At 72.7% G+C, this 21,977-nt stretch carries 20 protein-coding genes and 1 tRNA gene; 12 read left to right on the top strand and 9 right to left on the bottom strand.

The window, feature by feature from the left end; all coding sequences use genetic code 11:
* Positions 1–12: 12 nt before the first annotated feature.
* The 3 genes from ACQF4J_RS36020 to ACQF4J_RS36010 form a co-directional block, all read right to left on the bottom strand.
* Positions 13–831 (bottom strand): SCO1664 family protein, encoded by an 819-nt coding sequence (locus tag ACQF4J_RS36020; protein ID WP_351584286.1) that lies wholly within the window; start codon positions 829–831, stop codon positions 13–15.
* A complete protein-coding gene (locus tag ACQF4J_RS36015) occupies positions 795–1,385 on the bottom strand; it encodes a DUF3090 domain-containing protein (protein ID WP_351584288.1) in 591 nt (196 codons plus the stop codon). The genes ACQF4J_RS36020 and ACQF4J_RS36015 overlap by 37 nt, the downstream gene beginning before the upstream one ends.
* A 72-nt stretch (positions 1,386–1,457) precedes the next feature.
* Positions 1,458–2,144 carry a histidine phosphatase family protein gene (locus ACQF4J_RS36010; protein ID WP_351584292.1) on the bottom strand — a complete coding sequence of 229 codons (687 nt, stop codon included), beginning with the start codon at positions 2,142–2,144 and terminating at the stop codon, positions 1,458–1,460.
* A gap of 62 nt (positions 2,145–2,206) precedes the next feature.
* Here ACQF4J_RS36010 and corA point away from each other — a divergent pair, with 62 nt between their 5' ends.
* Positions 2,207–3,205 (top strand): magnesium/cobalt transporter CorA, encoded by a 999-nt coding sequence (corA, locus tag ACQF4J_RS36005; protein WP_351584294.1) that lies wholly within the window; start codon positions 2,207–2,209, stop codon positions 3,203–3,205.
* 29 nt (positions 3,206–3,234) lie between these two features.
* On the opposite strand, the gene ACQF4J_RS36000 is transcribed toward corA, so the two are convergent.
* Both ACQF4J_RS36000 and ACQF4J_RS35995 read right to left on the bottom strand, forming a co-directional pair.
* Positions 3,235–4,023 carry a ferritin-like domain-containing protein gene (locus ACQF4J_RS36000; protein ID WP_351584296.1) on the bottom strand — a complete coding sequence of 263 codons (789 nt, stop codon included), beginning with the start codon at positions 4,021–4,023 and terminating at the stop codon, positions 3,235–3,237.
* A gap of 253 nt (positions 4,024–4,276) precedes the next feature.
* Positions 4,277–5,332, bottom strand: coding sequence for an LLM class F420-dependent oxidoreductase (locus ACQF4J_RS35995; RefSeq protein WP_427167689.1), 1,056 nt, complete (start codon positions 5,330–5,332; stop codon positions 4,277–4,279).
* A gap of 115 nt (positions 5,333–5,447) precedes the next feature.
* On the opposite strand from ACQF4J_RS35995, the gene ACQF4J_RS35990 reads away from it, so the two are divergent.
* Positions 5,448–6,434: an aldo/keto reductase gene (locus ACQF4J_RS35990; protein ID WP_351806831.1), complete on the top strand. Its 987-nt coding sequence runs from the start codon at positions 5,448–5,450 to the stop codon at positions 6,432–6,434.
* Positions 6,431–8,584 (top strand): helix-hairpin-helix domain-containing protein, encoded by a 2,154-nt coding sequence (locus ACQF4J_RS35985; protein WP_427167687.1) that lies wholly within the window; start codon positions 6,431–6,433, stop codon positions 8,582–8,584. Before ACQF4J_RS35990 ends, ACQF4J_RS35985 begins: the two co-directional genes overlap by 4 nt.
* Before the next feature lie 152 nt (positions 8,585–8,736).
* Here ACQF4J_RS35985 and ACQF4J_RS35980 read toward each other — a convergent pair whose 3' ends face one another.
* On the bottom strand, positions 8,737–9,423 hold the full coding sequence (locus tag ACQF4J_RS35980; RefSeq protein ID WP_351584304.1) for a hypothetical protein: 687 nt from the start codon (positions 9,421–9,423) through the stop codon (positions 8,737–8,739).
* Between the two features lie 47 nt (positions 9,424–9,470).
* Here ACQF4J_RS35980 and ACQF4J_RS35975 point away from each other — a divergent pair, with 47 nt between their 5' ends.
* Positions 9,471–9,659, top strand: coding sequence for a DUF5703 family protein (locus ACQF4J_RS35975; protein ID WP_007380901.1), 189 nt, complete (start codon positions 9,471–9,473; stop codon positions 9,657–9,659).
* Positions 9,660–9,741: 82 nt separating this feature from the next.
* Here the strand turns inward: ACQF4J_RS35975 and ACQF4J_RS35970 are convergent, their stop codons facing one another.
* The 3 genes from ACQF4J_RS35970 to ACQF4J_RS35960 all read right to left on the bottom strand — a co-directional run bounded on the left by ACQF4J_RS35970 (position 9,742) and on the right by ACQF4J_RS35960 (position 12,302).
* On the bottom strand, positions 9,742–10,482 hold the full coding sequence (locus ACQF4J_RS35970) for a chaplin (protein WP_427167684.1): 741 nt from the start codon (positions 10,480–10,482) through the stop codon (positions 9,742–9,744).
* A 124-nt stretch (positions 10,483–10,606) separates the two neighbouring features.
* Positions 10,607–10,840, bottom strand: coding sequence for a chaplin ChpH (gene chpH, locus ACQF4J_RS35965; RefSeq protein WP_351577133.1), 234 nt, complete (start codon positions 10,838–10,840; stop codon positions 10,607–10,609).
* Positions 10,841–10,976: 136 nt separating this feature from the next.
* Entirely contained in the window at positions 10,977–12,302 is a 1,326-nt protein-coding gene (locus tag ACQF4J_RS35960; RefSeq protein WP_427167682.1) for a M20/M25/M40 family metallo-hydrolase, read from the bottom strand.
* Positions 12,303–12,500: 198 nt separating this feature from the next.
* On the opposite strand from ACQF4J_RS35960, the gene ACQF4J_RS35955 reads away from it, so the two are divergent.
* The 8 genes from ACQF4J_RS35955 (at position 12,501) to ACQF4J_RS35920 (ending at position 21,951) form a co-directional block, all read left to right on the top strand.
* Positions 12,501–12,585: transfer RNA gene (locus tag ACQF4J_RS35955), tRNA-Leu, on the top strand.
* Positions 12,586–12,757: 172 nt separating this feature from the next.
* A complete protein-coding gene (locus tag ACQF4J_RS35950) occupies positions 12,758–13,978 on the top strand; it encodes a PAS domain S-box protein (RefSeq protein ID WP_427167680.1) in 1,221 nt (406 codons plus the stop codon).
* 20 nt (positions 13,979–13,998) lie between these two features.
* Entirely contained in the window at positions 13,999–14,361 is a 363-nt protein-coding gene (locus tag ACQF4J_RS35945; protein WP_200700950.1) for an STAS domain-containing protein, read from the top strand.
* Positions 14,358–14,786, top strand: coding sequence for an ATP-binding protein (locus ACQF4J_RS35940; protein WP_351577142.1), 429 nt, complete (start codon positions 14,358–14,360; stop codon positions 14,784–14,786). The genes ACQF4J_RS35945 and ACQF4J_RS35940 overlap by 4 nt, the downstream gene beginning before the upstream one ends.
* Positions 14,787–14,856: 70 nt before the next feature.
* Positions 14,857–15,816: a SpoIIE family protein phosphatase gene (locus tag ACQF4J_RS35935; RefSeq protein WP_351803464.1), complete on the top strand. Its 960-nt coding sequence runs from the start codon at positions 14,857–14,859 to the stop codon at positions 15,814–15,816.
* Entirely contained in the window at positions 15,813–17,039 is a 1,227-nt protein-coding gene (locus ACQF4J_RS35930) for a PAS domain-containing sensor histidine kinase (RefSeq protein WP_427167677.1), read from the top strand. The genes ACQF4J_RS35935 and ACQF4J_RS35930 overlap by 4 nt, the downstream gene beginning before the upstream one ends.
* Positions 17,040–17,168: 129 nt before the next feature.
* On the top strand, positions 17,169–17,843 hold the full coding sequence (locus ACQF4J_RS35925; protein WP_351577150.1) for a DUF4389 domain-containing protein: 675 nt from the start codon (positions 17,169–17,171) through the stop codon (positions 17,841–17,843).
* 241 nt (positions 17,844–18,084) lie between these two features.
* Complete coding sequence (locus ACQF4J_RS35920) at positions 18,085–21,951, top strand: Pls/PosA family non-ribosomal peptide synthetase (RefSeq protein ID WP_427167675.1); 3,867 nt, start codon at positions 18,085–18,087, stop codon at positions 21,949–21,951.
* Positions 21,952–21,977 lie beyond the last annotated feature (26 nt).

Genomic DNA, 21,977 nt, shown 5'->3' with positions numbered 1-21,977 from the left:
GTCAGTCTGCTCCTACACGGGCGGCCAGGGAATGGCCGGCCACTCCCCGCTCGGCTCGGGATGCCTGCCCGTTTCCAGCAGTACGGCGACCCGCGCGCGCGTGGCGTCGAGTTCCGCGGGGGTGATCAGCGCGCCGAGCCGCTCGGCGAGCGCCGCGCCGGGACCGAGGGCCTCCTGGAGGCCCTTCAGGACCGTCACCGCCTCCTCGGTCAGCGGCTCCCCCGCCCAGCCCCACAGCAGGGTGCGCAGCTTGTTCTCGGTGTTGAAGGTCACTCCGTGGTCGATGCCGTAGAGCCGGCCGCCACCGCCGGGCAGCAGGTGGCCCCCCTTGCGGTCGGCGTTGTTGATGACCGCGTCCAGCACGGCGAGGCGGCGCAGCCGCTCGTCGTCGGCGTGCACGAGGAGCGCCGTCCGGCCCTCCCCCACCTCGGCGAGGCCGATCGCCTTCCAGCCCGCCTCGGGTTCCTCGCCGTCCACGAGGGCCAGCAGCCCGTCGCCCGGCTCGCCCTCGATCCACACCTGGCACATGCCCTCGCCGAAGGGCCCGTCGCGCAGCACGGTGGTGGGCACCAGCCCCCAGCCGGTGGCCTCGGACACCTCGTACGCGGCGACCTCGCGCTGGGCGAGGGTGCCGTCGGGGAAGTCCCACAGGGGGCGCTCGCCGCGCACCGGCTTGTAGACGCACAGCACCTCCTCGCCCTCGTGGGCGACGGAGCAGTACAGCACCGCGTTGGAGGCGTCCCGGATCTGCCCACGGACGGTGAGCTCACCCCGGGTGAGCAGCTCGACCGTGGTCACGCTCCGCGGCGGTATCCGTTCTGGCGCGGACATACGTGTCCTTCCGGGTCGAGCGGGAGGCTGCACAGCGGGCACGGCGGCCGCCCGGCGTTGACGACGTCGAGGGCGCGCTTGGCGAAGGCTCTCGCCTGCGCGCCGGTCAGCCGGACCCGCAGCATCGGGGGCCCGTTCTCCTCGTCCTGCAGCAGGCGCTCCTCGGCCTCGGCGAGGTCCTCGTCGGACTCGGCGTCGAGTTCGACGAGGGCCTGCGCCTCGACGATCATGCGCTGTTCCTCGCCGTCCCAGGCGAGGGCCATGGTGCCGACCCGGAACTCCTCCTCGACGGGGGAGTCCAGCGGGCCGGTGTCGGAGATCTCGGCCGGTGCCAGGGCCGGGACGGCGGCGTTGCCCCCGCTGCGCCGCACCACCTCGTCGAGCAGTTCGTCCATGCGCTCGGCGAGTGCGGCGACCTGGGTCTTCTCCAGGGCCACGCTGGTCACCCGAGAGCCTGCGGTGGCCTGGAGGAAGAACGTACGGCGTCCGGGCAGCCCGACCGTACCGGCCACGAAGCGGTCCGGGGGGTCGTAGAGGAACACCTGACGGGACACGTCCTGCTCTCCTGGAGTCGGGGGATCGGCAACGGCGCTACTGCGACCGCTTCACCCTACTGCGCCCGACGATCACGGTGCGCCCGCGCCGCCCCCGACCGTGGCGTCGCCGGCCGGGGGTTCTTCGCGCGGTGCCAGTGACGCGAAGTCACCGGTGTCGCCGAGGCGTACGAGAAACGGCCTCAGGCGGGTGTAACGGATGGCGGTGATGGAACACGGTTCAACGGAAATCCTCTGGAAGAGGTCGAGATGAAGTCCGAGTGCGTCCGCGACGAGCGACTTGATGATGTCGCCGTGCGAGCACATGAGGTACACGGCGTCGGCGCCGTGGTCGCGCTCCACGCGCGCGTTCCATTCTCGTACGGCTTCGGCCGCGCGGGACTGCATCGCGCGCATCGATTCGCCGCCGGGGAACGCGGCGGCCGAGGGGTGCGCCTGCACGACCTCCATCAGCGGCTCGTCCTTGAGCTCGGCGAGCTTGCGGCCGGACCAGTCGCCGTAGTGGGCCTCCCCGATCCGCTCCTCGGTGTGCGCGGTGAGCTCGGGCCGGGCCCGCAGGAGCGGCTCGAGCGTCTCCTGGCAGCGCTGCAGCGGGCTGGTGACGACCTCGGAGATCGGCAGCCCCTCCAGCCGCCCGGGCAGGGCGGCGGCCTGTGCGGCGCCGCGCTCGTCGAGCGCGACACCGGGTGTCCACCCGGCGAGCACTCCTTCGGTGTTGGCGGTGGAACGTCCGTGCCGGACAAGGATCAGCGTGGGCATGCGGCCAAGGGTAGGCGCCCGGCCGGGTGCACCCGCCGTACTACGAAGGGAGAACACGCTCCGTGATCGTCGACTGCGCCATCTACCGCGACGGGCGCCGGACAAAGGGCCCCGCGGACCTCTCGGACGCGCTCGCGCAGTGCCGTCGCGGGCCCTACGACTTCGTCTGGATCGGCCTGTACGAGCCGACGGAGAAGGAGTTCGACAAGGTCACGGAGGAGTTCGGGCTGCACCCGCTGGCCGTCGAGGACGCCCTGAAGGCACATCAGCGGCCGAAGCTGGAGGTCTACGACGACTCGCTGTTCGTGGTCCTCAAGCCGGTCGGGTACGAGCCGAAGAGCGACGTCGTCACCGCCGGCGAGGTCATGGTCTTCGTCGGCGACTCCTTCGTGGTGACCGTGCGTCACGGCGAGGAGGCGCCGCTCGCCGATGTGCGGCACCGGCTGGAGGAGGAGCCCGAGACTCTTCGACACGGTCCGACGGCGGTGCTGTACTCGATCGCCGACGCCGTGGTCGACCACTACGTCGAGGTCGCCGACGAACTCGGCACCGACCTGGAGGAGCTGGAGGCGGAGGTGTTCTCGCCGACGCAGGGCGGCTCGCGGCACACGGCGTCCCGTATCTACGCCTTCAAGCGGCAGGTCATGGAGTTCCGCCGGGCGACGGGTCCGCTGGCCCAGCCGCTGGCCCGGCTCGCGGGCGGTGGCCTGTCCGGCGGGCGGGTGCCTTTCGTGCACGAGAAGGCGCAGCCCTTCTTCCGGGACGTCAGCGACCACCTCACGCGCGTGAACGAGTCGGTGGAGGGCCTGGACCGGCTGGTCTCGGACGTGCTGTCGGCGCACCTGGCGCAGACGGGCGTCCGGCAGAACGACGACATGCGGAAGATCTCCGCGTGGGCGGCGATGGCCGCGGTCCCCACGATGATCGCGGGGGTCTACGGCATGAACTTCGACCACATGCCCGAGCTGCACTGGCTGTGGTCGTACCCGACGGTGATCGTGGTGATGGCGGTCCTGGAGCTGCTGCTGTACCGGCTGTTCAAACGCCGGGGCTGGCTGTAGCGGGGCGGGGGCGAGCGGGACCGAGGGGCTCAGGCGAACTCGGGGGCGGTGGCCGCGGGCCCGCCGAGCGCGTCGCGCCGACGGGGCATGCGCAGGTTCACCATGCGCCGCCAGCCGGCGAGCCGCTCGTACGCGTACACGGCGTGGATGCCGGCGGCGAGCACCGCGGACTTGGCCCTCGGCCAGCCGAGGAGGCGTCCCATGTGGTCCATGACGGCGAGGCTGACGTCCCGGTAGACGCGGATCTCGGCGAGCGCGCACTCGCGCAGGGTGCGCTGGATGGCGCGGCCGTGTCCGGCGTGGGCGAGGCGCAGCAGTTCCTCGTGGCAGTAGGCGAGGTGGTTGTCCTCGTCGCCGGAGATCATCCGCACCGCGCGGCCGAGGTCGGGGTGGTCGGCGAAGTACCGGCGCAGCAGTTCCATCTGTTCCGAGGCGCGCTGTTCGGTGACCCTGCTGTGGGCGAGGTAGGTGACGATGTCCCGCACGGTCAGCGGCCGGTCGGCCTTGAGCTTGTCGTGGGCAAGGCCGATGCCGTGCTTCTCCAGGAGCATCGTGTAGTCGGTCTCGGGCGGGACCGGGACGGGTTCGAGGCCGCGCTTTCTCATCAGCGCGGTGAAGATCCGTCCGTGCTTGTCCTCGTCGGCGCCGTGCCGGGCGATCTTGGGCGCGAGCGCGCGCTCGCCCTCCGGTACGAGGGCCGCGATACGGCCGTTCTCCCAGCCGCCCTGGGACTCGCCGCTGGCCGCGATGGAGCAGAAGAGCGCGAAGGACCGGTCGTCGTCGAGGATCTCCTGGAACAGACTCTTGGCCGAAAGCATCGTCGGTACCTCTCCGCAGGACTCGCAGATATCGCAGATTTCCGGAGCATTCCGCAAAGAACGAGTCAAGTGCGGCCCGCGAGGTGTCGCAACAGCTGTGCCGGACAACTCCGCCAAAAGGAGGAGCCGCACGGTCACGTCGAGGGCGTAACCGCGCGAGCCGCGGCGCGTTGTTCCCCGTGACGGCCGTGGCGGGGAAGACCCCCGAGCCCCCACCACGGCCGCAGAACAACTCCTGTGTCCGGGCCGCGTGTCACGCCAGGCCGGCGCGCTCCAGGGCCTCGGTGCCGGCGCGGAGCGAGGCGATCCGCTCCTCCAGCGTGAAGCCCGCCGGGTTGAGGCTCAGGGTGGTCACGCCGGCGGCCGCGTACTCCTTCATCCGGTCCGCGATGCGGTCGACGGAGCCGAGGAGGGTCGTCTGGTCGATCAGCTCGTGCGGGACGGCGGCCGCGGCGCCCTGCTTGTCGCCCGCCAGGTACTTCTCCTGGACCTCGGCGGCGGCCGCCTCGAAGCCCATGCGCTGGGCGAGCTGGTTGTAGAAGTTCTGCTTGGCGCTGCCCATGCCGCCGACGTACAGCGCGGTGTAGGGGCGGAAGGCGTCGGCGAGCGCGGTGACGTCCTTGTCCTCGCCGACGGCGAGCGGCAGGGTCGGGTGGACGTCGAAGCCGTCCATGGTCTTCCCGGCCTTCTCACGCCCGGCGCGCAGGTGCTTGAAGGTCGTCTCCTCCAGGTGCGCGGCGGAGGGGAAGATCAGCAGGGCGCCGTCGGCGATCTCTCCGGTCTGCTCCAGGTTCTTCGGGCCGATCGCGGCGATGTACAGCGGGATGTGCTCGCGCGTGGGGTGCACGGTGAGCTTGATCGGCTTGCCGGGGCCGCCGGGCAGCGGCAGCGTCCAGTGCGTGCCCTCGTACGACAACCGCTCACGGCTCATGGCCTTGCGCACGATCTCGACGTACTCACGCGTGCGTGCCAGCGGCTTGTCGAACTTGACGCCGTACCAGCCCTCGGAGACCTGCGGTCCGGAGACGCCGAGGCCGAGGCGGAAGCGGCCGCCGGACAGGGAGTCCAGGGTGGCGGCGGTCATCGCCGTCATCGCGGGCTGGCGGGCCGGGATCTGGAAGATGGCCGAGCCGACGTCGATCCGCTCGGTGTGGGCGGCGACCCAGCTGAGCACGGTGGCCGCGTCGGAGCCGTAGGCCTCGGCGGCCCAGCAGACGGCGTACCCGAGCCGGTCGGCCTCCTTCGCGACCGCCAGGTTGTCCGCGTCCATTCCGGCGCCCCAGTAGCCGAGGTTGATCCCGAGCTGCATGGCCGTTCCCCTTACCGATCAGTAACGTCGTGCCTGTTGCGCAGACCCTAACCTGTGGAAACTGGTTGTCCACAGGCCCCCACACCGCAGGTTCCGGCCAGTAATCTCGGCGTTCATGGAGCAGAGGCATCTCGGCCGCACCGGCCTTCGTGTGTCCCGTATCGGACTCGGCACGCTCACCTGGGGCAGGGACACCGACGAGCACGACGCCGCGGACCTCTTGAAGACGTTCTGGGAGGCCGGCGGCAGCCTCGTCGACACGGCCGACGTGTACGGCGACGGGGAGGCCGAATACCTGGTCGGGCGCCTCATAGAAGGACTGGTCCCGCGCCGGGACCTGGTGATCTCGACGAAGGCCGGCAGTGTGCCCGACCCGGACCGCCGCTTCGACGGTTCGCGCGGCCATCTGCTCTCCGCCCTCGACGCCTCGCTCGCCCGCCTCGGCACCGACTACGTCGACATCTGGCACGTGCACGCCTTCGACCCCTGCACCCCGCTGGAGGAGACCCTCCAGGCCCTCGACCTGGCGGTCAGCAGCGGTCGTGCCCGGTACGCCGGTGTCTCCAACTTCTGCGGCTGGCAGCTGGCGAAGGCGGCGACGTGGCAGCTCGCGGCGCCGGGGACCCGGACCCGGCTGGCGAGCACGCAGATGGAGTACTCGCTGCTGCAGCGCGGCGTCGAGCGCGAGGTGCTGCCGGCCGCGCTGGACCTGGGCATCGGCCTGCTGCCGTCCTCCCCGCTGGGCCGTGGCGTGCTGACCGGCAAGTACCGGGGGGACGCCCGGCCGGCCGACTCGCGCGGCGCCTCCGAGCACCTCTCGCGGTTCGTCGCGCCCTACCTCGACGACACCGCGAGCCGGATCGTCGACGCCGTGCAGACCGCGGCGGACGGGCTCGCCGTGACCCCCCTCCAGGTCGCCCTCGCCTGGATCCGCGACCGGCCGGGCGTGGCCGCGCCCGTCATCGGTCCGCGCAACGCGCAGCAGCTCACGGCGGCATTGTCAGTGGAGGCCCTTAGTCTTCCTGACGAGATCTGCCGGGCGCTCGACGACGTGTCGGCGCCCGTGCACCGCTATCCCGATCACGACTGGAGCACGCTGTGAGCACGGAGCCGGAGACCACGGAGCAGACCGGGCCGGAGACGCCGGACGGCGCGACGGAGGACGGCGCCGTGCAAGGGGGCGCGGAGGCCGGTACCGCGGACGGCGGTGACGGCGAGGGCACGGCCGCCGAGGGCGACTCCGGCAAGCAGCTGTCCGAGGCCGAGGCCGAGTTGGCCGCGCAGCGCCTGGAGCGGGAGCGGATCGAGCGGCGCAAGGCCGAGCGGACGGGGCCCGTCGAGGCCGGCGCCAAGCTGAGCGGGAAGGCCGCCGATCTGCTGGCGGCCGTGCGGGCCGTGGAGAGCGGTCAGAAGCCCGTCGCCGCGGTGTTCGACGAGCCCGCGCCGCGCCGGCCCGCGCCCGAGCCCGTACGGCGGCCGCAGCCGGCGTCGCAGCCCGTCGCGCCCGCGGCCGTGGCGGCGGAGTCCGTCGACGAGGTGCGTCGCGTGCTGGCCGACGGCGGCGCCCCGGACTCGCTCGCACCACAGGCCGCCGCCGCGCTCGGCGAAGGCGCCGGGGAGCAGCTGCGCGCCGACCCCTGGCAGCTGCTGCGGGTCGGCGGTGTGCGGCCCGAGCAGGCCGACGGATTCGCGCGGGCGCTGCTCGGCGAGCAGGCCGGGCCGGACGACGAGCGGCGGGGCCGGGCGCTGACGGGCTGGCTGCTGGAGCAGGCCGCACTGGCCGGGCACACGGCGCTGGAGATGCAGGCGCTCACCGCCGCGCTGGCCCAGCGGGGCGTGCCGGACGCCGACGCCGCCGTGCAGAACGCCGTCGCCGAGGGCGAGGCCCTGGTCTTCCAGGACGCCCTGGACCCACGCGCACCGGAGCCGGAGGACGACGACGAGGAGGGCGCGGAGCGGCCCGTCCGCATCCTGGTCGGCCTGGAGCGGTACGCCCTCGCCGAGGAGAGCCTCGCCGACGGACTCGCCCGGCTGATCAACTCGGTACCGAAGGAGGACGGTGCGGCGCAGGAGTGGGAGCGGGCCGCCGAGGCGGCCAGGGGTTCCACCGCCGAGCTGATCCGCGCGACGGCGGGCAACGGCCTGGTCCTGCACACGGGCGGCGAGGCGTCCCTGGCCGAACCGGCGGCCCTGCTGCGCACGGCCCACGCCCTCGGACTGCGCGCCTGGGCGGCGGCCCACACACCACTGGGCCGAGACCGCTTCACGCGCCTCCTGAGCGAATCGGACGGCGCGGTCCCCGTAGCCACCGTCGCCGGGCTGCTGTCCGGGATCGAGGGGCCCGGGCGGGACGCCGACGGTGCGTTGGATCTGGATCTCCTCGTCGTGCTCGACGCGCCCCAGCTGGACGTCGAGACGGCGGCGCTGCTCGCCGAGTCACTGCCCGACGGGGCCCGGCTGGTGCTGGCCGGTGATCCGGCGGTGCTGTGGTCGGCCGGTCCCGGGCGGGTGTTCGCGGATCTGCTGGCGGCACGAATCTGCCCGCAGATCGCCTCCCGCCTGCCGGACCCCGGGCCCCTCGGCGAGCTGGTCTCCGGCATCGGCGTCGGTGAGCTCAACCAGGTCGAGGCCCCCGGCAAGGAGGTCGTGATCGTGCCGGTGCGGGACGCAGGCGAGGCCGTCCACCGGACCGTGCAGCTGGTCGCCGACTCGGTGCCGCGCGCGATCGGCGTCCCCACCGAGCACACGCAGGTGATCACGCCGGGCCACGGCGGCGCCGTCGGCACCCGCGCCCTCAACGCCGCCCTCAAGGAGCGCCTCAACCCCGGCCCGGGCCGTTTCGGCGGCTTCGACCCCGGTGACCGCGTCGCCTACTCCCCCGCCCCCGGCCGTACCGTGCCGGGACAGGTGGTCAAGGCCGACGCCGACGGCCTGCACCTGTCGTGCGCGGGCGTCTCCGTGGTCGTACCGAAGGACCGGGTCGAGCAGTGCGTGCGGCTCGGCTGGGCCGTGACCGCGCACCAGGCGGTGGGCAGCCGGTGGCCGGCCGTGGTCGTGGTGCTGCCCGGGGACGCCGCCCAGGTGCTGAACCGCCCTTGGGTCTACACGGCGTTCAGCCGGGCCGACCGCCACCTCTCCGTGGTCCATGGCGTGGACCAGGCCCTTCCGAGGGCGGTCTCCGAGATCTCCGCCAAGCCACGCACCACCCGCCTGCCGGTCCTGCTGGCCACCCAACTCCCGACGGCCACCTGACCGCCCCCCAGGGGCGCGGGGAACTGCGCGAACGGCCGCACGCGGCCCGCAGCCCGCAGCCCGACGACCACGGCGCAACCGCACCACCACCCGCCCCGCACACACGAGGGCGGCGGTCACGGAAAGTCCGCGACCGCCGCCCTCGGCAGCCCTCAGCGATCCACGTCCAACGGCTCCAGATCCTCGTCCTCGTCCAGCTCCGGGTCGATCTCGTCCTCGAGATCGTCCCCGTCCAGCTCGTCGTCGAACACCGCGCTGACGTCGAACCGGCACACCACGGCCTGCGGATCGACGCCGTCGAACGGCGCCTCCAGCCACTCACCGGGCTCCGCGGGGTCCTCCGCGGCGGTCACCCAGAGTGTGGAGTCGCCCTCCTCCAGCCCGAACTCCTTGTGCCGCGAGGCGATCTCGTCCGGCTCGAACTCGCCGAACAGGATGCCCAGCGCCCCGTGCACCGTGCCGGAGACCTCCGTGTCCGTCGCGTCCTCGTCCGCGGCCTCCACCCGCTGCGCCTGCGCCAGCAGCCGCTGCGGCTCCACCACGGAGTAGTCGCGGCGGATGAGCACGCTGAGCGCGTTCGGCTCCTCGGGTCCCGTGTACGGCGGCAGCGCGTCCTCCGCGCCGGGGATCTCGAAGGGGGTCACCTCGTCGTAGCGGTCGTAGAGCAGCTCGTCGTACGCCTCGGCGGCCGCCGCCAGCTGGTTGAACGCCTCGTAGACGGCCGGGTCGTCCTCCCCCGACCGGCGTTCGACGGCCGCCAGGTGGCGGTCGAGCGCGGTCTTGACCGCCTCGGCGGCGGCGCGTACCTCGGCAGCGGTGGGCTGCGCAGCATCAGACATAGTGCAGACGCTATCCGTACCGGGCCCCAGCCCGCACAATAGATGCGATGCCGGAATACGAATTTGTCGACGTGTACGTACCGCGCGGGGTTTCCCGCAAGGACGCCACACGCCTGCTGACGGACCATGCCGAGTACGGACACTGGGAGTTGGACCGCCTCAGTCTGATGCGCGACGGCAGCCGCAGGGTGCGGTTGCGCCGGCGGATCATCCGCCAGGTGCGCGCCACGTGGTGAGCGACGGGCGGCGACACGATCACCGGAAACGGAGCGGGCCCCGCCGAGGCGGGGCCCGCTCCGTGATATGTGTCACGCAGTGCTACGCGGAGGCACGCGCCTTGCGGTAGAGCACGGCGCCCGCCAGCAGCGCTCCGGCTCCGACGGGGAGCACGATGCCCAGCGGCAGCTCGCTGCCGGTGTGGGCGAGCTGCGAGACCGCCTCGGGTCCGCTGAGCGCCTGGGCGCCCGGGTGGTTGGCGTGGGAGGAGCCGCCCGGCGTGTGGACACCGGTGGCGGGCGGTGTGCTCGGGGTGCCGGGGTGACCGGGGGTGCCCGGAGTGCCGGGGTTCCCGGGCTGTCCCGGCTGCCCGGGCGGCGTGGTGTGACCGCTGCCCGAACCGCCTCCGTCGGCACAGCCGTTGCCGGTGGTGGGGTTGCCGACGCCGACGACGTTCACGCTGTTGCCGCAGGCGTTGACCGGCGCGTCGATGGGCGCCTCGACGCGGTTGCCGGAGCCGACGCCCGGCGAGTCACCGCTGTGCCCGCCCGCGTGCGAGCCGCCGGAGCCCGAGCCACCGTGGCCGCCGGACGGTCCGCCGCCCTGGTTGGCGCACCGGTTGCCGGCGGCCGGGTTGAGCACGCCGACGACGTTCACGGTGTTGCCGCAGACGTTCACCGGCGCGTGCACGGGCGCCTGCACCGTGTTGCCCGACAGCACGCCGGGCGAGTCCGAGGAGCTGCCGCTCGCCGAGGAGTCGGCGTGCGCGTAGCCACCGGCGGCGGCGAGCACGCCGGTCGCGGCCGCCACGGTCATCAGGCCCTTGCGGGTCACCTGTCGCATTCCTGAATTACCCCTTGCTTTCGAACCTGACCTGGAATCATCGGGAAAGCCCGGTCGGCTCCGGAGCACATGGCGCGCTCCGGAGCCGACCGGTTGTCAAACGAGCGGCCTCAGCGGGCCGGCGTCAGCGGTTGATGCAGGTGTTGCCGAAGGCGGGGTTCAGCAGTCCGATCGCGGAGACCGTGTTGCCGCAGACGTTCACCGGGATGTGCACCGGAACCTGAATGACGTTGCCGGACGCGACACCCGGGGAGTGCACCGCGGCACCCTGAGCGCCGGCGTCGGCGACGGCCAGGCCCGCACCCGCGAGAACCAGACCACCAGTGGCAGCCGCAGCAGCGACGACCTTCTTGATCATTATTCCTCCTTGTTGGCAATTCGATCCCAAGCAGCGGATCGCATCACCTACAACGAGGAGCGATTAATGGGGCTACGAGCTTATGAGCACATTCACTCTTCTCAGCCACTTCCGTACACGCAGCCGAATTCGAGTGTCATGACGCGTCGATGAAACGGTCGAGAACGCGCACGCCGAACTTCAGGCCGTCGACCGGCACCCGCTCGTCGACCCCGTGGAACATGCCGGCGAAGTCCAGCTCCGGGGGCAGCTTGAGGGGCGCGAAGCCGAAGCCGCGGATACCGAGGTCGTCGAAGGACTTGGCATCCGTACCGCCGGAGAGCATGTAGGGGATCGCCTTGGCCGTCGGGTCCTCGGCCAGCAGCGAGGACTGCATGGCCTCGACCAGGGCGCCGTCGAAGGAGGTCTCCAGGGCCTTGTCGGAGTGCACGTCCTCGCGCCGCACCTTGGGACCGAGGATCGACTCGAGGTCGGCGAGGAACTCCTCCTCGTACCCGGGCAGAAAGCGCCCGTCGACGTGCGCGGTGGCCTCGCCGGGGATGACGTTGACCTTGTAACCGGCGCCGAGCTGGGTGGGGTTGGCGGTGTTGCTCAGCGTCGCGCCGATCAGCTTGGCGATGCCGCCGAGCCTGGCCAGCGTCGACTCCATGTCCTCCGGGTCGAGCTCGGTGCCGAGGGCGTCACCGAGCTCGTCGAGGAAGGCGCGGGTGGTCTTGGTGACCCGGACGGGGAACCTGTGCCGGCCGAGCCGCGCAACGGCCTCGGACAGTTCGGTGATGGCGTTGTCCCGGTGGATCATCGAGCCGTGGCCCGCGGTGCCGGCCACGGTCAGCTTCATCCAGTGCATGCCCTTCTCGGCCGTCTGGATCAGGTACAGCCTGCGCTGCTCGCTCACGGTGAACGAGAACCCGCCCACCTCGCTGATCGCCTCGGTGACGCCCTCGAAGAGGTCGGGGTGGTTGTCCACCAGGTGCCGGGCGCCGTACGTGCCGCCGGCCTCCTCGTCGGCGAGGAACGCCAGCACGATGTCGCGCGGGGGCCGGCGGCCGCTGCGCAGCCGGTCGCGGACGACCGCCAGGGTCATCGCGTCCATGTCCTTCATGTCGACGGCGCCCCGGCCCCACACGCACCCGTCGGCGACCTCGCCGGAGAAGGGGTGGTGGGTCCAGTCGTCGGCGTTGGCCGGTACGACGTCCAAGTGGCCGTGGATCAGCAGCGCGGGCCGGGACGGGTCCTCGCCCTCGATGCGGGCCACCGTGGAGGCGCGGCCCGGGTGCGACTCGAAGATCCGCGGCTCCAGGCCCACCTCGGCGAGCTTCTCGGCGGTCCACTCGGCCGCCTTGCGCTCACCCGGTCCCGAGTGGTCGCCGTAGTTGCTGGTGTCGAAGCGGATCAGTTCGCGGCAGAGGTCCACGACCTCGTCCTCGCCGGTGACGCCCTTGGCCGTGTCCGTGTCGCTCACGCTGCTTCCTCCCGCTGTCACTGCTGGTGGTTCCCCTCATCCTCCCTCTCCCCCGCGCCGCGCCCAAGAGCGGGACCGGCCCGTCACACGCCGTTCACGCGGGCGCGGAGGCCGGACGGGGGGTGATCGGGCACCCCTCGAAAGCCTGGTAATGTTTCCCTCGTCGCAGCGGGGCAGACCCCGCACGACAGACACCTTGTCCGGGTGGCGGAATGGCAGACGCGCTAGCTTGAGGTGCTAGTGCCCTTTATCGGGCGTGGGGGTTCAAGTCCCCCCTCGGACACTTCACAGACCGGGTGGATCGGGACTCATCTCGATCCACCCGGTTCGTTCTGCGTCCTCGCCCTCTTGTACGGCCGCTGCCCCGACCTGCTGTCGAGTAGCATCGCCCCGCCGGGACGGTACGACCCCGATCAGGGGTTCTCCGGGGTGGGGTGTGGGGAGGCGGGGCGGCCATGGCGACGTCGACGGAAGGTGCCCGAGATCCAGGGGCGGACCTGCGCGATCTCGAGGCGATGCTGGACGCGGTCACCGATCAGGCGATCGTCAAGCTGGGCCCTGACGGCGAGGTGGTCCGCTGGAGCCGCGGCGCCCGGGCGATGACCGGGTTCGAGCAGGACGAGATGGTGGGCCGGTCGGTGGAGGCGCTGCACATCGCCGAGGACCGGGAGGCCGGGCTGGTGCGGCAGGAGCTGGATGCGGCCCGCGAGGACGGCCGGCGCACCTTCCAGGGCTGGCGGGTCCGCAAGAGCGGCGAGCGGTTCCTGGCGCAGGTGACGCTGACGCCGTTGCGGGAGCCGGACGGCTCGGTGACGGGCTTCGTCAAGACGCTCAAGGACGTCACCGAGAGCGCGCGGGCCGAGTCGCTGTTCCACGGGCTGCTGGAGTCGGCGCCCGACGCCATGCTGATCGTGGGTCCTGACGCCCGGATCGTGCTGGCCAACCGGCGGACCGAGACCCTGTTCGGCTTCGAGCGCGACGAGCTGGTCGGCCGGGAGATCGAGGTGCTGGTCCCGGCCCGGTTCCGCGACCGCCATGTCGGCCACCGCAGCGGCTTCCTGGCCGATCCGCGGCTGCGGCCGATGGGCGTGGGCCTGGAGCTGTACGGGATGCGCCGGGACGGCACCGAGTTCCCGGTCGAGATCAGCCTGAGCCCGCTGGAGACAGCCGAGGGCCGGCTGGTGGCGGCCGCGATCCGGGACGTGACCGAGCGCCGGGAGACCGAGCAGCGGCTGCAGCGGCAGCGCGACGAGATCCTGGAGCTGTCCACGCCGGTCATCCAGGTGTGGGACAAGATCCTCGTGCTGCCGATCATCGGCACCCTGGACACCCTGCGGGCCACCCGGCTGACCGAGGGCCTGCTGGAGAAGATCGCCCACACGCAGGCCGAGGTCGCCATCCTGGACATCAGCGGCGTGCCCACGATCGACACCCAGGTCGCCCAGCACCTGCTGAAGACGGTGCAGGCGGCCGCGCTGATGGGCACGGTCAGCATCATGAGCGGGGTGCGCCCGGAGACCGCCCAGTCCATGGTCCACCTGGGCATCGACATGGGGCGGCTGCGCTCCCGCAACACCCTCCAGGACGCCCTCCGGCTGGCGCTGGCGGTACTGGCCGAACGGGCCGGTACGGCGGCCGACGCCGCGCGGTCCCTGCTCGGCGGGGAGGGGCGGTGAACGAGGACGTCGTACCGGTCATGCGGATCGGCGACACGCTGCTGGTGGCGTTGCAGGGGGACCTCGACGACACCACGGTGATCCGGATCGAGGAGCAGCTCACCCGGGAGATCGCGAACACGTCGGCGTCCGGCATGCTGATCGACGTCAGCCGGCTGAGCGTCGTCGACTCCTTCATCGCCCGGGTGCTCGCCCGGATCGTGGCGATGGTGCGGCTGCTCGGGGCGCAGGCGGCCGTGGTGGGGATCCAGCCGGCGGTGGCGATCACGCTGGTGGAGCTGGGCGTGCAGATGGGGCACCTGGACACCGCGCTCAACGCCGAGCAGGGGCTGGCGCTGCTGGAGCGGCTGCGCCGCGGCGACACCGGCGCGGGCCGCCCGTGACGACGGGGGCCGCCACGGAGCGGGAGCCGGACGCCTTCGCCATCGCCCACGAGGCCGATCTGATCCGGGTCCGCAAGGTGCTGCGCGCCGAGGCGGAGGCGGCGGGGCTGAACCTGGTGGACGCCACGAAGCTGATCACGGCCGGCAGCGAACTGGCCCGCAACATCCTCAACTACGCGACCGGCGGCCGCGGAAGGCTCTGCGTGGAGCGCGTGTACCGGCAGGGGCGGCGCGGGGTGCGGGCGACGTTCTCCGACGACGGGCCGGGCATCGCGGACATAGCGGCGGCGCTGACGGACGGCTTCAGCACGCGCGGCAGTCTGGGTCTGGGGCTGCCGGGCGCGGGGCGGCTGGTGGACGACATGACGCTGACGTCCACCGCCGAGGAGGGGACCACGGTGACGATCGTGAAGTGGCAGCGATGAGCGGGGCAGGGGTGGGACGGCACTGAGCGAGAGCGAGCACCAGCGGCATGCGATCGGGGCGCCGGAGGATGTGGGCGCCCTGCGCCGGTCCGTCGCGCGCCTCGCCGCCGCGCAGCCGGCACTGCGCGCGGGCGCGGCCGAACTGGTCGCCACCGAACTGGGCACCAACCTTCTCCGGCACGCGCACCCGGGCGGGTATGTGCTGCTGCGGAAGAGCGGCGACGGCCTCGAGCTGCTGTCCGTCGACCACGGGCCGGGCATGACGGGCGTGGCCCCGCCGGCGACGGTGCCCTCGGCGCCGGTGCCGGGGGGCGGGCTGAACGCGGGGCTGAACGTCGTACGGCGGCACGCCACCGAGTTCGACTGGTACGCCACCCGGCGCGGCACGGTCGTCTACGCGCGGCTGGGTGCGGCCGATGCGGGTCGGGGTGGTGGGTGGCGGTTCGGCGGGGTCAATGTCCCGCTCTGCGGGGACGGCGAGTCGGGGGATGCCTGGACGGTCGTGCCCGGCCGGCCCCTGGCCGCGCTGGTCGTGGACGGGCTGGGGCACGGTCCGGCGGCCTCCGTCGCCTCCCGGGCGGCGGTCGGCGCGTTCGAGGAGGAACCCGTCACGGATCTGGACCGGTTCGTGCGGCGCGCCCATGAGGCGATGCGCGCGACCCGCGGCGGTGTCCTGGGCGCGTGTCTGATCGACGCCGAGCGGGGTGAGCTGTCCTACGCGGCCGTCGGGAACATCACCGGGCGGGTGTTCACGGGCGCCCGTTCCGTGCATCTCCTGGACCGCCCCGGCACGCTGGGCACCCACCTGCCGGTACCGAGCACCCGGGTGCAGCGCTGTGCGTGGGAGCCCGGGTCGATGCTGGTGCTGGTGTCCGACGGGATCCGTTCCGGCTGGAGCCTGGAGGACCACCCGCGGCTGGCGCAGCGGCATCCGGCGGTCGTCGCGGCGGTCGTCCACCGCGACTACGGCAGGCCTTCCGACGACGCCACAGTCGTCGTGGTCCGGGACACGGGGAGCGTGCCATCATGAGCCACGTTCCCGTCACCGGAGACGAAGGGCGGTCGGACATGGGGGAGGTCGTCGATCCCAGCACCCCCGCGGACCCGGGGTCCCCGTCCGTGATCGGCTCTGCGTCGGAGCCGGACGGCCGGACGCTGCTGATCGACGAGCTGCGTCAGGAGCTGGAGGACACCAACCGGGGCCTGATCGCGCTGCACACCGAGCTGGAGGCGGCCCGGGCGGGCGAGGCCCGGCTCGCCGCCATCGTGGCGTCGTCCGACGACGCGATGCTGGCGGTGGACGCGGACGGTCTCGTCCAGACCTGGAACCCCGGCGCGCGGCGGCTGCTCGGGCGCGGCGAGCTGGAGGTCGTGGGGCGGCCGGTGCAACACCTCATGTCTCAGGGGGCGTTCGACGCCTACCGCTCGGCGGTGGAGCAGATCCGTGCCCGCCAACACGCCGAACCCCACCAGAGCCGCTGGCGCCGGGCCGACGGCGGCGAGGTCGACGTGGCCGTGACGGTGTCGGCGATGCGGGACGCCGGCGGAGAGCTGATCGGGTTCTGCACGGTGGCCCGGGACATCACGCAACAGCTGGCCGCGCAGGCCGAGTTGGCCGCCGCTCGGGCGGACCGCGTGGTGACGGACGAGCGTGAGCGCATCGCCCGCGATCTGCACGACATGGTCATCCAGCGGGTGTTCGGGGCCGGTCTCGTCCTGCAGAGCATCGCCGCGCGGGACGTCCAGGCCGGGCCCGCCGCCCGTATCACCGCGGTCATCGACGAACTGGACTCCACCATCAAGGAGTTGCGCAACACCATCTTCGAGCTGAACCGGCCGACGCAGAAGGCCGTCAGTCTGCGCGCCCAGGTCCTCGGCGAGACCACCGCCGCGGAGGGCCGGCTCGGTTTCGCGCCCGCCGTCGAGTTCCACGGTCCCGTCGACGCGACCGTCCCCGACGAGACGGCCGTGCATCTGCTGGCCGCGCTGCGGGAAGCCCTGTCCAACGTCGGCCGTCATGCCGGGGCCTCGGCCGTGCAGGTCACCGTGCGAGCCGCGGAGGACCTGCTGCTGGAGGTCGTGGACAACGGCCGGGGCATCGGCACGCCGACCCGCAGCAGCGGTCTGACCAACCTGCGCCGGCGCGCGGAGAGGTTCGGCGGCACCTTCGAGGTGACCGGGCGCGCGGAGGGCGGCACACGGGTGTCGTGGCGGATACCGGTGACGGCGGGCGGGCCGTCCCGCACCTCCTGAGGCCCGGCCCGGGGCCGAAGGTCCCCGAGGGGTCCCGGTCGGCCCATCGTGGTGCCGGTTCCGCGGTGGTCACGCTGATGGTGGGGCCTGCCCCGCGGCGGGAGCCCCGGACCGAAGGAGCTGATCGCCATGACGACCTTGGCTGCGTATCCGGACCGCCCGGTCCGGGTGGAGGCGGTGCTCGACGCGCCGCTGTCGCGGTGGCTGTGGCTGGTGAAGTGGATCCTGGTCATCCCCCACTACGTGGTGCTGTTCTTCCTGTGGGTCGCGTTCACCCTGGTGAGCGTGGTCGCGTTCTTCAGCATCCTGTTCACCGGCCGCTATCCCCGCGCCCTGTTCGACTTCAACCTGGGGGTGCTGCGCTGGAGCTGGCGGGTCGCCTACTACTCGTACGGCGCCCTCGGCACCGACCGGTACCCGCCGTTCAGCCTGGGTGAGGAGCCCGACTACCCGGCCCGGCTGGACATCGCCTATCCGGAACACCTCTCCCGGGGCCTGGTGCTGGTGAAGTGGTGGCTGCTGGCGATCCCGCACTACATCATCATCGGCTTCTTCCTCGGTGGCTGGCGCGTCGGCTGGTGGGACGGCGGCCTGGTCGCCGTACTGGCTCTCATCGCGGCCGTGACGCTGGCCTTCACCGAGAAGTACCCCAAGGGCCTGTTCGACCTGATCCTGGGCCTGAACCGGTGGGTGCTGCGGGTGGCCGCCTACGTGGCGCTGATGACGGACGTCTATCCGCCGTTCCGGCTGGACATGGGAGGTGACGAACCGGCGGTCGCGACCGTGGTGGAGGACCGGGCGTGAGCGTCCAGCCGGCCACTCTCAGTGTGGGGCATCTCTCTCCCGCGTGAAAGACGCAGGTCAACGCCCCCTTTTTGCGGGCCCGTTCGTCCGGACGGCCCACCCGAGTGGCAGTTCAGCCGGGCCGAACCTAGCTTCGTACTAAAATTTCCGGCTTGTTACGGAGCTGGAGGAGGACAACCCCAGGCAGACCTGCGGGCCCGCCAGCGCCCCGGAGGCTTCCGGGATCGAGACGCGAGGACCGATGGCAGCCATACACGAGAGCAGTGCTCTCGGCCTGCTCGACGAAGAGCTCAGCGCTGAGATCCACCGACAGTTCGGCGACACCGCACGCTTCTCCGCAGGTCAGGCGGCCTCCCCGCGGACCCTGGTCGACATCTTCGACGCCTCCGTGCGCTCCTACCCGGGTGAACTCGCCCTGGACGACGGCTCGCGGCAGCTCACCTACCGGGAGCTGGCGGCCGAGGTCGAGCGGCTGCGCGGGCGGCTGGCCGCCGCCGGCGTCGGGCTCGGTGACCGCGTGGGGGTCCGGGTGCCGTCCGGCACCAACGACCTGTACGTGGCGATCCTGGCCGTCCTCGCCGCCGGTGCCGCCTACGTCCCCGTCGACGCCGAGGACCCCGACGAGCGGGCCGAGCTGGTGTTCGGGGAGGCGGACGTACGGGTCGTCGTCGGCGCCGGCCACGAACTGACCGTCGGCGGGCGGGGAACGGCGAGGGCCGCGCGGCCCGGCGTCGAGCACGACGCGTGGATCATCTTCACCTCCGGCTCCACCGGGAAGCCCAAGGGCGTCGCCGTCTCCCACCGCAGCGCCGCCGCGTTCGTGGACGCCGAGGCCGCGCTGTTCCTCACCGAGGACCCGATCGGTCCCGGTGACCGGGTCATGGCCGGGCTGTCGGTGGCCTTCGACGCGTCCTGCGAGGAGATGTGGCTGGCCTGGCGCTATGGCGCCTGTCTGGTGCCGGTGCCCCGTTCGCAGGTCAGGAGCGGCGCCGACCTCGGCCCCTGGCTGGTCGAGCAGGAGATCACCGTGGTCTCGACGGTGCCGACGCTCGCGGCGCTCTGGGAGCCCGAGACCCTCAACGACGTACGCCTGCTGATCTTCGGCGGCGAGGCCTGTCCGCCCGAGCTGGTGCAGCGGCTGGTGACGGAGGGCCGGGAGGTGTGGAACACGTACGGGCCGACCGAGGCCACCGTCGTCGCCTGCGCCTCGCTGATGAGCGGTGCCGAACCGATCCGCATCGGGCTGCCGCTGGCCGGCTGGGAGCTGGCCGTCGTCGACGAGGCCGGGGAGCCCGTGGCGATGGGCGCCGACGGTCAGCTGGTGATCGGCGGGGTCGGCCTGGCCCGGTACCTGGACGCCGAGAAGGACGCCGAGAAGTACGCGCCCCTCGCCTCGCTGGGCTGGGAGCGGGCCTACCGCAGCGGTGACCTGGTCAGGGCCGAACCCGAGGGGCTGGTCTTCCTCGGGCGGGCCGACGAGCAGATCAAGCTCGGCGGTCGCCGTATCGAGCTCGGCGAGGTCGACGCCGCGCTGCAGGCGCTGCCCGGGGTGGCCGGCGCGGCCGCCGCCGTACGGACCGCGCGCGGCGGCAACCAGCTCCTGGTCGGCTACGTCGTCATCCAGGACGGCTGGGACCACGCGGCCGCCGTGGAGAAACTGCGCGCCGAACTGCCCGCCGCGCTCGTCCCGCTGCTCGCGCCGGTCGCCGAGCTGCCGACCCGGACCAGCGGCAAGGTCGACCGCGACGCGCTGCCCTGGCCCCTGGAGGGCCTGGAGACCGGCGGACCCGCCGAGCGGCTGTACGGCACCGAGGCATGGCTCGCCGAGCAGTGGACGGAAGTCCTCGGCATCCCCGTCACCAGTGCCCGCGACGACTTCTTCGCGATCGGCGGCAGCAGTCTGGCCGCCGCGCAGCTGACCACGCGGCTGCGCACCCGCTACCCGAGCGCCGCCGTCCTCGACATCTACCAGCAGCCCACGCTGCGCAAGCTGGCCCGCCGGCTGGAGGACTCGGCGCAGGACGACGGGGGCAGCCGCACGGTCGCCCCCGTGCCCGCCCGCGCCAGGATCGTCCAGCTGCTGCTCCTCGTCCCGCTGTTCACGCTGCTCGGGCTGCGCTGGACGGTGGCGCTGGCCGCGCTCGGGAACCTGCTGCCCGCCTGGTCGTGGCTGCCGACGGCCCCCTGGTGGCTGCTCGTGGCCGCTGCCCTGCTGCTCTTCAGCCCGCCCGGCCGGCTGGCGATCGCGGCCGGTGGCGCACGGCTGCTGCTGCGGGGCGTGCGGCCCGGCCGGTACGCCCGTGGCGGCAGTGTCCACCTGCGGCTGTGGGCCGCCGAGCGGCTGGCCGAGTTCTCCGGCGCGACCTCGCTGACCGGCTCCTGGCTGGAGCGGTACGCGCGCGCCCTGGGCGCCAAGGTCGGCCAGGACGTCGACCTGCACTCGCTGCCGCCGGTCACCGGCCTGCTCAAGCTCGGCCGGGGCGCCGCCGTGGAGTCCGAGGTCGACCTGTCCGGCTGGTGGCTGGACGGCGACCGGCTGGAGATCGGCCAGGTCAAGGTCGGCGCGCACGCCACCGTCGGCACCCGCAGCATCCTCTTCCCGGGCGCCCGCGTCGGCAAGCGCGCCGAGGTGGCGCCCGGTTCTGCGGTCACCGGGCAGATCCCGACCGGCCAGCGCTGGGCGGGCGCTCCCGCGGTCAAGCTCGGCAAGGCCAAGCGGAACTGGCCCAAGGACCGGCCGCAGCGGGGCACGTACTGGCGGGTGATGTACGGCCTGACGGGCCTCGTCCTGACCGCTCTGCCGCTGCTCGCCGGCGGGGCCGCCTTCCTCGTGGCGTACGCCCTCGTCGACCCGGCCGCGCCGGTGCGCGGGGTCGCGGCCGCCCTGGTGCCGGCGACGCTGGCCTTCGGGGTCGCGTACGCGCTGCTGATCCTCGTCGGTGTGCGGCTGCTGAGTCTGGGCCTGCGCGAGGGGACGTACCCGACGCACAGCCGGACCGGCTGGCAGGCCTGGACGGTCACCCAGCTCATGGACCGCTCCCGGGACACGCTGTTCCCGCTGTACGCGGGGCTGGCGACGCCGGTGTGGCTGCGGCTGCTCGGCATGCGCGTCGGACGCGGCGCCGAGGTGTCGACCGTGCTGGCCCTGCCCAGCCTGACGACGGTCGGAGAGGGCGCGTTCCTGGCCGACGACACGCTGACGGCGCCGTACGAGCTGGGCGGCGGCTGGATGCGGATCGGGTGCGCGGAGATCGGGCGGCGGGCGTTCCTCGGGAACTCCGGGATGACCGCGCCGGGACGGAGCGTGCCGGACGGCGGGCTCGTCGGGGTGCTGTCCGCCACGCCGAAGAAGGCCAAGAAGGGCAGCTCCTATCTGGGGCTGCCGCCGGTGAAGCTGCCGCGCAACGCCGAGTCGGGCGACCAGAGCAGGACGTACGACCCGCCGGCGAGGCTGCTGTGGGCGCGCGGGCTGGTGGAGCTGTGCCGGATCGTGCCGGTGTTCTGCTCGGCCGCGCTGGCCGTCGGGACCGCGGCCGTGCTGTGCCTGCTCGGGTCGTGGGCGCCGCCGCTGTCCGGGCTGGTGCTGCTCGGGGCGGGCGGTGTGGCCGCGCTGGTGTCGATTCTCGCGAAGTGGCTGCTGGTCGGGCGGCACCACACGGGTGAGCATCCGCTGTGGAGCGGCTACGTGTGGCGCAACGAGCTCGCCGACACCTTCGTCGAGGTCGTCGCCGTGCCGTGGCTGGCCGGGGCGGTGCCGGGGACGTCGCTGATGAACGGGTGGCTGCGCGGTCTCGGGGCCCGCATCGGCAAGGGCGTCTGGGTGGAGAGCTACTGGCTGCCGGAGAGCGACCTGGTGACCCTTCAGGACGCGGCGACCGTCAACCGGGGCTGCGTCCTGCAGACCCACCTCTTCCACGACCGGATCTTGCGGACGGATACTGTTGTCCTCCGTGAGGGCGCCACGCTGGGCCCTGGCGGGATCGTGCTGCCCGGCAGCACGATCGGGGCCCGTACGACCCTGGGTCCCGCGTCGCTCGTCATGGCCGCGGAGTCCGTCCCGGACGACACCCGCTGGCTCGGCAACCCGATCGAGGCATGGCGTCCCTGAGCGCGGGCCACTCGGATTCGGTGGGC

The organism is Streptomyces sp. C1-1, from assembly GCF_050214755.1.
Classification (GTDB): Bacteria; Actinomycetota; Actinomycetes; order Streptomycetales; family Streptomycetaceae; genus Streptomyces.
This window is presented reverse-complemented; position numbering and strand designations above follow the sequence as displayed.